Origin of the sequence: Kosakonia arachidis, from assembly GCF_900116535.1 — a bacterium.
Lineage (GTDB): Bacteria > Pseudomonadota > Gammaproteobacteria > Enterobacterales > Enterobacteriaceae > Kosakonia > Kosakonia arachidis.
The window spans coordinates 39,482-51,245 of the sequence record NZ_FPAU01000002.1; the positions used below are offsets into that span (position 1 = coordinate 39,482).

The following is an 11,764-nucleotide window of genomic DNA, read 5'->3' on the forward strand; positions in this document are numbered from 1 at the left end:
GTAAATAAAATAACCACACAAATACATGCATTGGATACTTCCATAAAAAATATAAACTTAGCACGCCAACCTTGCCATTTAATTAAAGTATTCTTTTTGAAACTAATTAAAACGTAAGAAGTGTGATTTTTATCACCTTTGAAAGTAAATACGATAGATAAAGTTCTGCCTGAAAACTATTTCAATTAAAACAAAGACAGGACATTTTATGCCTTCACTACTCTTACAATCTTTATTTCCTTTAGTATTTATTATGTTACTAGGGTGGCTAAGTGGAAAATTAGGCTATACGCACCGTAAGGATGCCACTGTATTAGCAACGGTGGTGATTCGCTTTGCCTTGCCCTTTCATCTTTTTATCGGAGCACTGAACACCAACCCGGACAAAATCAAAAACTTCTCGTTTATGGCTGTGCTGGTGATTGGCCTTATGGGCTCATACTTACTGACGCTGATCCTGTCGCGTTACGTTTTTCGTCATGATATCAAGACCAGTGCAATACAGTCTTTGGTTTGCGCTTTTCCTGATATGGCCTATTTTGGCGCGCCGGTACTGTCCGTGCTGATTGGGCCGGAAGGCTTTTTAGGTGTGCTCATTGGCAACTTAGTCACCAGCGTATTAATGATTCCGTTGACCATTATCTTAATCCGCATGGGCGATAAAGGTACCGACCTTGAAACGCTACATCCGGGCAAACTGATTATGCAGAATTTACTGCGGGCGGTGCGTAACCCGATTGTCTGGATCCCCGTATCCGGCGTAGTGCTGAGTCTGGCCGGTGTGCAGTTACCGCATCTGCTGAGTTCGCCGATTGAGATGGTGGGTAAAATTGCCGGTGGTCTGTCGCTGTTTGCCCTCGGTCTGCTGTTTTACGGTGAGCGCCCATCGCTGAATATCCAGACGTTTACCAATATCAGCATCAAAAATCTGATCCAACCCGCCATGATGGCCGTCGCCGGGCTGACATTTGGCCTGAGCCACACGTTAATGCAGCAGGTCGTGATTATCGGTGCGACACCGTCTGCTATCGCTGCGGGCATGTTCGCCCTGCGCAGCGACACGTATATCGAATCCGCATCCTCTTCCATTCTTATTGGCACTGCAATCGGCGTATTAACTGAAGGCGTGATGATCTATTTGATTTCATGAGCCTCTTTTCTGTTATCCCCGATACATCGGCAGCCGTGCCGTTATTATTTAGTCAGGAGCAGCAATAATGTTACGCAAAGAAACGCTTTATACGCCTTATAATGGTGCCGTATTACTGGAGAACCCGTTACTGAATAAAGGGCTGGCATTCACTGACGATGAACGTCTGGCCTTTAATCTGCATGGGCTATTGCCGCATAACGTCGAAACCATTGAAGAGCAAACAGAACGCGCATGGCAACAATTTTGTCATTTTAAAAAAGATATCTCCCGCCATGTTTATTTACGCAATATTCAGGACACCAACGAGACACTTTTTTATAATCTTCTGCGTTGTCATATGCAGGAAACCTTGCCGATTATCTACACGCCAACAGTTGGCGAAGCCTGTGAGCATTTTTCCGAGATTTATCGCCGCGCCAGAGGGTTATTTATCTCATGGCCGGACCGGCACCGCATTGATGAAATGCTGCAAAGTTTTTCACGGAATGATATTCGCGTCATTGTCGTTACCGATGGAGAACGCATTCTCGGTCTCGGCGACCAGGGCATCGGTGGGATGGGGATCCCGATTGGAAAACTGTCGTTATATACCGCTTGCGGCGGAATTGACCCGGCATCGACGCTGCCTATCATGCTGGATGTGGGCACCAATAACAGCAAACACCTTGAAAACCCGCTGTATATGGGGTGGCGTCATCCGCGAATCAGTGACGACGACTATATCGAATTTATGGATATGTTCATTGATGCCATCAAAGCGCGTTGGCCCAATGTTCTCCTGCAATTTGAAGATTTTGCCCAGAAAAATGCGACCAAACTTCTGAACCGTTACCGCCACCAACTGTGCTGTTTTAACGATGATATTCAGGGAACAGCAGCGGTCACGACCGGTACACTGATTGCCGCCTCACAGGCTGCGGGAATACGCTTACGCGATCTCCGCGTAGTCTTCCTTGGCAGCGGCTCCGCAGGATGTGGCATCGCGGAGAAAATCATTGCCCTGATGGTCGAAGACGGTCTGACCCCGGATGAAGCACACAACAACATTTTCATGATCGATCGTTTTGGCCTGTTGACAGATGACATGCCTAATTTGCTGGATTTCCAGCAAAAACTTGTCACGCCACGTCACCTTATCGCCGACTGGGATACCTATTCAGAGAATATTTCTCTGCTGGACGTGGTGCGTAATGTCCATCCCAACGTACTGATTGGCGTTTCCGGACAACCCGGTCTTTTCAGTGAAGAAATCGTGAAAGAGATGCATCGTCACTGTTCCCGTCCCATTATCATGCCGTTGTCGAACCCGACTTCGCGCGCTGAAGCCCAGCCCCGTGACGTGATTGAATGGACGCAGGGAGCCGCGCTCATTGCAACGGGAAGCCCTTTTGAGCCGGTTTTTTATCAGAACGAATCGTACGAAATAGCCCAATGCAACAATGCGTATATTTTCCCGGGGCTGGGCCTGGGCATACTGGCGGGCAAGTTAACTCGCGTCACGGACGCCATGCTGAGCGTGGCCAGCAAAACCCTTGCAGCATTCTCCCCGCTGGCGAATACAGAGAAAGGAGGGTTGCTGCCACCTGTCGATATCATTGAAAGCGTATCGAAAGCCATCGCCCTGCAGGTAGCCCACGCGGGTCAGCAGGAGGGTGTCGGCCCGGTGATGAGTGAAGAGGAATTAAAAACACGTCTCGACAATATCTACTGGGATGCGCGCTATAAAGCGTACAAACGCGCATCGTTCTGAGCATCAGCACGGCAGAGTCAGTAATATTCTGCCGTGCTTTAAGCAAGGCCTGTCCGAGATTAACTAAAACAGATGCGTTGAGGAGATAAAGCCATTACGCCCGGCATATTTTGCATGATAAAGCGCATCATCAGCGTATTCGATTAGCATTTTCTCTTTGCCTTTCACTGCCAGACCAGGGCCAGAAGCAATACCAATGCTGACGGTCACTATTCCAAACGGGCTATATTCATGAGGAATATTTTCCTGACAAATATTTTGAATTATTTTTTTAGCGTTCTTCTCTGCTGCGATCAAATCTGTTGCAGGAAGAATCACAACAAACTCTTCGCCACCATATCGGGCCACCAGTGCAGAGCCACCTTTTACTGTTTTTTTAATGGATGTTGCGACTTGTCGTAAACAGTCATCGCCAGCTAAGTGCCCGTAATTATCGTTATATGTTTTAAAGTAATCTATATCAATAAGCATCAAGGATATTGAGTGGTTATTTACGACGCATTGTAATACTTCGCGGGGCAATACCTCATCGAATTTTCGACGATTAGCCAGCCCGGTTAAACTATCTTCAGCCGCCATCGCCGTTAATTTCTTGTTCGCTGTCATAAGTGATGCCGTAGTTTTTGACAACTCACGATTGCTGTATACCCTCCGGTGAATGTCCCGCAAAATAAAATAAGCAGAAGTTATCACTCCCCCCATCAGGAAAATGACAATCACGCTCAACATTTCTGATTGTTTTTTCCAGGACGACAATCCTTCATCGACACTTATGGCGACAGTCGTCACGAAGCCATATCGTTTATTTTTTTGAAATGCATATATCCGTTGTATATTGTCAAAGCGAGAGAGGCTTCTTGCGGTACCGGAATCACTATGTTTCAGGTATGTTGTAAAAAGCGGTGAATCCGAAATAACCCGACCTATATATTTTTCATCAAAAGGATAACGTACCAGCAATATTCCGGACTCGCTTGTTAATCCAATAGCACCAGAATGCCCAATGTTAATATTGCCAAACGTTTCAAGGAAATTTTCAATGTTGAGGGTGAGAAGGGCGACACCGGCAAACCTGCCCAGATGATCATCCAGCCGGCGACTGATGGTTATCACCCATTTCCCGTTCGTCCGGCTTACTACGGGAGGACCAATAAAAATTTTTTTAGATGTATTGTTCTGATGGTAGATGAAGAAAAAACGGTCTGCACTATTGACGCGACCATTAAACTTTTCATGTAATGCGATGAGCTTATTTCCATTAACATCATAAATAACAACATTATTGATCTGCTCGAGAAATTCATTCTGCCCAGCAAGAATTTTCTTTATATTGGCAAGTTTATTTTTGTCTTCACCATAAATTTCGGTTATGTCAGAAAGATTATCTATAAACATCTCACCCTGGCGGATGACACCCTCGGAATAAAGATTGAGAGTATGGCTCAAGTTCGAAACATTGGTATTAAGATCGTTGATGGTCTGTACACGGGTAATCCAGATATTGATGGACAAAATGATCGATATCATGAAGAAGACAACAGTAAGAATTGTCAACCCAATAAAAATCTGTTTCTTCATCATGGTTTACCATTGGCCCAAATCACGTCTTAAATACCTTCATTACCGTGAACCTTTACCATTAAAAATATCACGCCTGGTAGAAATCATTGTAATCAACAAGCAAATATATTTTTCATTAAACTTTAGGCATTAACACATGAAGCATAGCCGTGCTTTGGCTAATAATAAAGTGTTATATGAAAGATTAATAAGTTCTTGTGATTGCGATTAATAGCAAGAATCAGAATAATTTCGCAAGGACATCAGGCAGAGACGTGACTGACAAGCTTGTCGCAGTGCTGACGGGCACTGATGACGCTGCGACCGGTTGCGCCAGGCATACCAGCCGCTACGGGCCACATGCAGCACCCGGCACATGGTTTTGATACTGAACTCAGCCTGATGCTTTTCAATGAAGACATACTTCATTTCAGGCGCTTCGCGAAGTATGTCGCGGCCCTCTGGAGAATGGCCGTTGTTCATCCCGTTCAGCCAGTTGCCGCTTAAGGTGGGCGATTTCAACAGACATTTCCTGCCCACGTTCGGAAGAGGAATGGGCATTCTTTAGCTTGCTGCGCCAGGCATAGAGCTGCGATTCATACAGACTGAGTTCACAAGCAGCGGCAGCGACGCCAATACGTTCTGCCAGTTTCAGGGCCTCATCGCGGAATTCAGGTGTGTACTGTTTACGGGCTGTTTTGCTGTTTGATACTGGTTTTGTCATGTGAGCTACCTCTAGTTGAGAGTTTACTCACTTAAACTTTCCAACTTCATTTATGGTATAGATCGTAACGATCTACAAATTAATTTGTGTTGCCATCAGCCTGGTCTATTAATTTAAAGTGTACGCCGAAATTGCATGTAAATTATTTTATCTCACCACACACTCAAAACCATTTTCAGCAATGAAAAGTAAATGAATAAAGTAAAATATATTATACATTCTTAATCTGAAAAAACGACACCAATTTAATCCAATAAACGAGGTCTATATTCATGAGCACACAACTTAAATTCAACCTGACAAACCATAGTGAACACCTGCAGGATTTTTACTTTTTCCAGCAACCTGCTGTATATACTGGTGGTAGTAAAGTTTATTCGAACAGTATCCAGTCTATTCCACTTGCCCCTTATTCCTACAGCGCGAGCACCTTTACTTTACTGATTAATATGCAATTTTTTGCAGGAGCACAACAGAGCTTCACACCTCCTGTAGTAGGTCAGCAATCGGGCTATTTGTCAGCTATTCGTGCCGTTGATCTGACTCCAGCTGATACCAGTGCCGCACAGAATAACTCCACGACGTTGTCGGTGAATCCATTCGGGCTGGCTGTGCCGGTAGCAGACCCGCATGCTCAGCCTGGTTCGTTCCGTTTCGTATCTCCCGTATTTGACCCGACACTGAACAACATTAATGCCGGCTCCGCATTACAACTGGCTGATGGCTCTGTCATCCTGTCTAACTTTACAACGTTACTTCCCAACCAGAACCTGGATTGCCAGCCGATCCTCAAATTTTACATCCAGACGGGGTCATATGAAGCCGGGACGGTTATGAATTTCACCAGTTCATCAATCACTGCAGCTCTTTGTGATGCAACAGAAGGTGAGAATACTTTTGACGTTACCTATAATGCCGACGGTACGTGGATTGTTGTTCCCAGCTGATCTGTTTTCCAGGAGTCAGTCATTTTAAGGTTATTTATGGTGTATTCAACACAACGTGTTTGTCATCAATTCTGGCACAGCCTTTCTGAGTCAGAATTCTTTCGGTGATTTTCCGAAAAAAAATAATGGCAAAACGTAAAGTATCGGTCATTACTATCTGGCGAGGTTACATAGTATGAATACATACAAGTCCCTTTTCTTTTTAATTATATCGACATTCTTTCTGTTTACATTCTCAGGCCAGTCAATGGCAAGAGTTTTTGTCTGTACCCAAATGGACTGTGACAATGATCATTGGGCCCCCATTACTGTGGCTCAACAACAATTGCAGTCTCCGGGCGGTGTTTACCATGTCACTGTTGCGCAGGCGCTGGCAGGATCAGAGGCCGCAATCATCCGGAATAATACTGGTAACGGTACGGCATCGGATCTCTATCTGAAAGTTGATTTGTGGCACAATGGGGGAGCAACTCCTCCTGGGGCTGGTACGAATATGCATCTGACAGCCTATGTCTATAGCGCGGCAAATAATACAATACATCAGGCAAGTTGCCATATTTTCCCGGCTGTCAGAGCCGGGCGTTATATCACCTCGTGTTAAAAATAAACACAGGAACCCGGCGGGACCGGGCGCGTTCAGTTCTGTGCTTTTTGTATCGCGGAAAGGATCTGCTGCGGTGAGGCCAGCCCGGCGAATACCGTGATGTTTTTCGGTGTCGCGTTCTGTGCTGGCATCACAATCAGGCCGGGTGTCCCGCTCAGCCCCAGCGCCTGTGCCAGTGCATCATTTTTTTCCAGCACTGCCGTGTAATTGACGGGTTTCAGCTCCGTGACACCGGCTGCTCTGGCCGCCGATTCAATATCCGCCGTGGTCAGCTCCCCTTCGGTATGGCCGGTGTGGTAGACAGCATTGTGGTATTTCAGGTACCCCTCAGCGCCTTTCTGTTTCCAGACATCGATTCCGCGCTGGGCGGCCGTTGAAGACGCTTCCCATTTTGAAGCAAAAATCGGCCACTCTTTAAAGATGTAACGGACATCCGGGCGGGATTTCATCACCTGCTCCAGTCCCGGTGCCAGCCGGCTGCAGTAAATACACTGGTAGTCAAAGAACTCGATGACCGCAACCTTTGCCTTCGCCGGTCCGACCGACGGTGTGTCCGCATCCTGCAGCAGAGCGGCCTGATTTTCCACGACGCTTGCCGTCAGAGCCGCCTGCTGGCGCTCCTGTTGTTGCTGTTGCAGTTTCTGGCTGACCTCCACCAGAATTTCTGGGTGCTGAACCAGGTAATCGGCGGCTATTTTGCCGATTTGCGCTTCCTGCTCTGGCGTGAATACCGGCGCAGGGGCGGCATGGAGAGGGCTTAACGCGGTTAAAAGGTAGGTTGTGACTACCAAAGACCATATTCTGTTCAGTTTCATGCATGTGCTCTCTGATTAACGTTCTTTCTGAATGGTACGTGTATCTGCGGGTTTCCTCCGCTGACAGTGGCTCGTTTTGTATGACATACGAGATCGGTATGAACAATCACGTTTTTCGCTACAGTACGCCACAGGCCAGTTGTGCTGTCATTCATGGTACCATCGACCAGCCAATCATCGCCCGTGACTACAGGGTCAATCAAGACAGTCAGTAAAGCCAGCCTTTCGTCCAAACGCACTCACCTGGCTTCACGCCTCCACGCCTCCTGGGTAAGAGAGTAAAGCAGGCTCGGTGGCACATTTTCAACATCATGAATTTCTTTGATATATTTCAGTCCCGTTTTCTGGAGTACCTTTTGCGAGGCCAAATGATTTTTTCTCACAACGGCCGAAATCTCCGCCAGTTTAATCTCCTCAAATCCATATTTGACGGCGCGTTGAGCAAATTCAGTCGCCAGACCGTTCCCCCATGCGACAGTGGAAAAACGATACCCTAAATTATTCATCGTGATATCGGCATAGCTGCGAATACTCAGCCCGCCAAAACCGATGATCTGTTCAGGTTGGCTAAGAAGCGATATTGCCCACTGGCCAAATCCGTGCATCTCCCGGTGCGCAATCCAGCGTTCGAGAACCGTTTCTGCATAGTGAACGTCCGGATAAGGCCCTGCCGGATTAAATCTATTTGTCGCCGGATCGCCGTAGATGTTGAACAGCGCGGCAACATCGGAGGCGATAACCGGACGAAGATACAGACGGTGCGTTTCAATGGGCAAATGTGCCTCCAGAAAAAAGGGATTGATTACCTGTTGTGGGCGCGCCCCTGGTTCACAAGGGCGCAGCACCTTATTTAAACAGTTTCTGTACAAACTCCGCATACGCCGGACGCCAGACATCCATTTCATGGTTCAGGCCGGGGTACACTTTGTAGTCAAACTTTATACCCTGTTTTTCCAGCTCGCTCTTCAGCCCGGCGATGTCTTTCCCGGTGACGGAGTCTTTTCCGCCAACAACGACGGTGAAATTATGCAGTTGCTTGTTAATTAACGCAGGTTTGCTGAACTGCGCGCTAACGCCCGCATCAGGTACCGTTGTGGTGGTAACACCGCTGAAGGTCGCCAGCCAGCCGAAGCTATCCAGATGGTTCATCCCGGAAACCAGCGCCTGATATCCCCCTTGCGACAATCCTGCCAGCGCGCGTCCGCTTGCGTCTTTGCGTACGTTAAACCGCGTATCGACCAGCGGAATAATATCGTGCATCAGTTCGCGGTCTGCCGCTTTCGCATTGAGGGAATAAAATGATTTGCGACGGTCTTTCGGTGGAAAATTTTCCGGGATCACCTGCGCGATGTCGGTTTCAGTATCCGGAACCACGACCAGTATCGGTTTGATTTTTCCTTCGGCCAGCAGGTTATCCATGATCTGCGGCAGACGTCCCTGATCGATTGCAGAAAGGCCGGTATCGCCAAAACCATGGTAGAAATAGAGCACCGGCAGCGGCTCACCTTTTCCGTTATAACCTGGCGGTGTCCAGATATAGACCCGCCGCTCGGAGCCCAGTTCTTTCGAGTGATAAGTCACCGTCAACAGATCGCCATGCGGAACGGCGCGATCGTCAAGAATACTGCCCGGAACCAGAATCAGACTGGTATTCACCTGGCGTTGAGGTTTCTGAAAACGGCTTCCCGTATCCACCGAGCGGAACCCATCGACATCGAAATAGTACTCATAGAGGTTCGGTGCCAGCGCCCCGCTCTTCCAGGACCAGACGCCACTGGCGTCTTTGCTCATATCATGCGAAACATAGCTATCCGGGGTAGAGCCCGTGATCACCGAGACCCGTTTAGCGCCCGGCGCGAAAAGGCGAAAGGTGATGCTTTTATCGGCGTTAACCTGCGTCACATATTGGCTGACCGGCACCGATAAATCAGGCGTCACCGGAAAGGGTGCAGCAAAAGCCGGAGCAGCCGCACAGCCCAGCAGGGCGGCGATGGACAGCGTCAGACAAGCGATGTTTCTCTTCATATCACTCCCTCGTTTTTCACAGTTATGCGATTTATCGACCGGGTATGACCGCCAGACCTTAGCCTGCATACCGGCGGTAAATGTTTTTTTCTCATCAGCGCCGCTGAGATTACCCTGTTCGCTGCCGGGTGCATGAATGCCGGTATCACAAAAAAACATTTCCGCATGGAATTCAGTTATCCAGCGTAAAAACGCCGCGCTGTTAACCGGAACAGCTTGTGAAATAAAACCGCAGGAAGCATGAGATGAATAAGTAAACCCCGGGTGCAGCGCAACATGTGCGGAGAAAATTTTCTGCCCGGCGAAACTTTTCCCCCGGAACCAGCGAACTGTCTACGAGCGTTAACGATCTTCACACTAATGGAGCGCAACATGACCCCGATAAAAAAACTCGTGCTTAGCCTTACTGCAGCTGCACTGCTTAACATCGCCAATGCCCACGCCGCCCTGCCCGTCGGCGCACAAGCCCCGGATTTTCAACTGCAAGGTGCGCTGGCCGGGAAACCGCTGACCTTCTCCTTGCAGCAGGCGCTGAAAAAAGGACCGGTGGTGCTTTACTTCTTCCCGGCGGCGTTCAGTAAAGGCTGCACCATTGAAGCTCATGACTTTGCCGAAGCCACTGACGATTTCAAAAAGCTCGGTGCCACGGTAATTGGCGTCACCGCCGGGAATACCGATCAAGTGGATGCGTTCTCAAAGCTGGAGTGCCGCGATAAATTTACCGTCACCGCCGATCCGGGTGCCAAAGTGGCCGCCCAGTACGACACGCTGATGCAGATGAAAGGCAAAACCCTTTCCGACCGTACCTCGTTTGTCATCGCACCGGATGGCAAGATCCTGCTGAGCTACACTGATAGAAATCCGGAAACACACATTCAGAAAACAATGGAAGCGGTGAAACAGTACGCCAACGCGCATTCCTGATGCGCTGTAACCCTCCGACTTGCAGAGAATCATCGCTATGTTGACCGCTATGCTCGCCGCCTTCGCAGGCGGCATTATTCTCAACTTTATGCCCTGCGTGTTTCCGATAATCTCGCTGAAAGCGCTGGGCTTAGTCCGTCACGCCGAGGGCCCGGCGCGAATCCGAAAGGAGGGTTTCGGCTTTCTGCTCGGCACCGTGGTAACGATGATGATACTGGCCGGGATTCTGCTTGCATTACGCGCGGGCGGAACGGCGGTTGGCTGGGGGTTTCAACTTCAGTCGCCGCTGGTGATCGCCTTTCTGGCGCTGGTGATCCTCGGCGCGGCGCTTAATTTGCTCGGCGTATTTGAGGTGGGTCTCAGCCTGCAACGCGCCGGAGAGATCGAGGTGAAACGCGGCGCATTTATCCGCGCAGCGCTAACCGGCGCGCTGGCGATCATTGTCGCCACCCCTTGTGCTGCACCGTTTATGGCGGGCGCGATTGGTTACGCATTAGTGCAGCCACCCGCCGTTGCGCTGGCGGTATTTTTCGCGCTGGCGCTCGGGTTCGCTGCGCCGTTCAGCGTGATCTCACTGTTTCCGTCGCTCGGCAAATGGCTGCCGCGCCCCGGCGCATGGATGAATACCCTCAAGCGCGGGCTGGCGTTTCCGATGTTCGGCGCTTTCGGCTGGCTGGTGTGGGTGTTGGCACAGCAGTCAGGGATGACCGCGCTGGCGGCGATCCTTGCCGCATCGGTGGTGGTGAGCTTTGCCGCCTGGCTGTACGGTATGGCGCAACAGCGCCGCTTTGCCGGACGCGGGCATAAGGTGTTGTTTGCCACCACGGCGGTACTGCTGCTTGCCGCGATTGTGCCACTGCCCTCGGTCGTGAAAAGCGGTAGCACCTTGCCTGCTGCGCACATTACCGAGGTGAAATGGTCACCGCAGGCGGTGGCGGAGAATCGCGGACATGGCAAAGCCATCTTTGTCGATTTCACCGCCTCGTGGTGCATCACCTGTCAGGTTAATGAGCGCACGTCGCTCTCCACTCAGGCCGTGAAAACCGCGCTGGCGCAGACCGGGACACTCTATATGGTGGCCGACTCCACGAAATTTAATGCGGATATTGATGACGCGCTCAATGAACTGGGCCAGGGCAGCCTGCCGCTCTATGTGGTCTACCCGGCAGACGGCAGTGCGCCGAAGATCCTGCCACAAGTACTGACACCCTCAATCGTAGTAAATGCGCTGAATCAGGCGAGTGGGAAAAAAACCTAAAGGC

The 11,764-nt window shown here is 49.4% G+C and carries 11 protein-coding genes and 1 pseudogene; 7 read left to right on the forward strand and 5 right to left on the reverse strand.

All coding sequences use genetic code 11. The annotated features are described in order from the left end of the window. Positions 1-208: 208 nt before the first annotated feature. Positions 209-1,150: an AEC family transporter gene (locus BM427_RS08280; protein ID WP_090120801.1), complete on the forward strand. Its 942-nt coding sequence runs from the start codon at positions 209-211 to the stop codon at positions 1,148-1,150. 67 nt (positions 1,151-1,217) lie between these two features. Further along, on the forward strand, positions 1,218-2,903 hold the full coding sequence (locus BM427_RS08285) for an NAD-dependent malic enzyme (protein WP_090120804.1): 1,686 nt from the start codon (positions 1,218-1,220) through the stop codon (positions 2,901-2,903). 63 nt (positions 2,904-2,966) lie between these two features. On the opposite strand, the gene BM427_RS08290 is transcribed toward BM427_RS08285, so the two are convergent. Together BM427_RS08290 and BM427_RS08295 are read right to left on the reverse strand one after the other, a co-directional pair. Then, on the reverse strand, positions 2,967-4,484 hold the full coding sequence (locus BM427_RS08290) for a sensor domain-containing diguanylate cyclase (RefSeq protein ID WP_341874193.1): 1,518 nt from the start codon (positions 4,482-4,484) through the stop codon (positions 2,967-2,969). Between the two features lie 255 nt (positions 4,485-4,739). Further along, positions 4,740-5,187: pseudogene (locus BM427_RS08295) on the reverse strand (transposase); the annotation flags it as partial. 272 nt (positions 5,188-5,459) lie between these two features. Here BM427_RS08295 and BM427_RS08300 point away from each other — a divergent pair. After that, positions 5,460-6,134, forward strand: a complete 675-nt coding sequence (locus BM427_RS08300; RefSeq protein ID WP_090120805.1) for a hypothetical protein — start codon at positions 5,460-5,462, stop codon at positions 6,132-6,134. 175 nt (positions 6,135-6,309) lie between these two features. Further along, positions 6,310-6,735: a hypothetical protein gene (locus tag BM427_RS25265; RefSeq protein ID WP_139234396.1), complete on the forward strand. Its 426-nt coding sequence runs from the start codon at positions 6,310-6,312 to the stop codon at positions 6,733-6,735. A gap of 35 nt (positions 6,736-6,770) precedes the next feature. Here BM427_RS25265 and BM427_RS08305 read toward each other — a convergent pair whose 3' ends face one another. Further along, positions 6,771-7,553 (reverse strand): DsbA family protein, encoded by a 783-nt coding sequence (locus BM427_RS08305; protein WP_090120806.1) that lies wholly within the window; start codon positions 7,551-7,553, stop codon positions 6,771-6,773. Between the two features lie 80 nt (positions 7,554-7,633). On the opposite strand from BM427_RS08305, the gene BM427_RS26230 reads away from it, so the two are divergent. After that, positions 7,634-7,768: a hypothetical protein gene (locus BM427_RS26230; RefSeq protein ID WP_302848382.1), complete on the forward strand. Its 135-nt coding sequence runs from the start codon at positions 7,634-7,636 to the stop codon at positions 7,766-7,768. Positions 7,769-7,792: 24 nt separating this feature from the next. Here BM427_RS26230 and BM427_RS08315 read toward each other — a convergent pair whose 3' ends face one another. Together BM427_RS08315 and BM427_RS08320 are read right to left on the reverse strand one after the other, a co-directional pair. Then, positions 7,793-8,329 carry a GNAT family N-acetyltransferase gene (locus tag BM427_RS08315; RefSeq protein ID WP_090121709.1) on the reverse strand — a complete coding sequence of 179 codons (537 nt, stop codon included), beginning with the start codon at positions 8,327-8,329 and terminating at the stop codon, positions 7,793-7,795. 70 nt (positions 8,330-8,399) lie between these two features. After that, a complete protein-coding gene (locus BM427_RS08320) occupies positions 8,400-9,578 on the reverse strand; it encodes an alpha/beta hydrolase-fold protein (protein WP_090121711.1) in 1,179 nt (392 codons plus the stop codon). A gap of 372 nt (positions 9,579-9,950) precedes the next feature. Between BM427_RS08320 and BM427_RS08325 the strand changes: the two genes are divergently transcribed. Both BM427_RS08325 and BM427_RS08330 read left to right on the forward strand, forming a co-directional pair. Next, positions 9,951-10,502, forward strand: a complete 552-nt coding sequence (locus tag BM427_RS08325) for a peroxiredoxin (RefSeq protein WP_090120809.1) — start codon at positions 9,951-9,953, stop codon at positions 10,500-10,502. A 37-nt stretch (positions 10,503-10,539) separates the two neighbouring features. Further along, positions 10,540-11,760 (forward strand): protein-disulfide reductase DsbD family protein, encoded by a 1,221-nt coding sequence (locus BM427_RS08330; protein WP_090120811.1) that lies wholly within the window; start codon positions 10,540-10,542, stop codon positions 11,758-11,760. Positions 11,761-11,764: the final 4 nt, after the last annotated feature.

What these genes read in the sequence shown, in the direction of transcription:
- BM427_RS08280 (WP_090120801.1), top strand. Translation starts at nt 209, where the DNA reads ATGCCTTCACTACTCTTACAATCTTTATTTCCTTTAGTATTTATTATG.
- BM427_RS08285 (WP_090120804.1), top strand. Translation starts at nt 1,218, where the DNA reads ATGTTACGCAAAGAAACGCTTTATACGCCTTATAATGGTGCCGTATTA.
- BM427_RS08290 (WP_341874193.1), bottom strand. Translation starts at nt 4,484, where the DNA reads ATGATGAAGAAACAGATTTTTATTGGGTTGACAATTCTTACTGTTGTC.
- BM427_RS08300 (WP_090120805.1), top strand. Translation starts at nt 5,460, where the DNA reads ATGAGCACACAACTTAAATTCAACCTGACAAACCATAGTGAACACCTG.
- BM427_RS25265 (WP_139234396.1), top strand. Translation starts at nt 6,310, where the DNA reads ATGAATACATACAAGTCCCTTTTCTTTTTAATTATATCGACATTCTTT.
- BM427_RS08305 (WP_090120806.1), bottom strand. Translation starts at nt 7,553, where the DNA reads ATGAAACTGAACAGAATATGGTCTTTGGTAGTCACAACCTACCTTTTA.
- BM427_RS26230 (WP_302848382.1), top strand. Translation starts at nt 7,634, where the DNA reads ATGACATACGAGATCGGTATGAACAATCACGTTTTTCGCTACAGTACG.
- BM427_RS08320 (WP_090121711.1), bottom strand. Translation starts at nt 9,578, where the DNA reads ATGAAGAGAAACATCGCTTGTCTGACGCTGTCCATCGCCGCCCTGCTG.
- BM427_RS08325 (WP_090120809.1), top strand. Translation starts at nt 9,951, where the DNA reads ATGACCCCGATAAAAAAACTCGTGCTTAGCCTTACTGCAGCTGCACTG.
- BM427_RS08330 (WP_090120811.1), top strand. Translation starts at nt 10,540, where the DNA reads ATGTTGACCGCTATGCTCGCCGCCTTCGCAGGCGGCATTATTCTCAAC.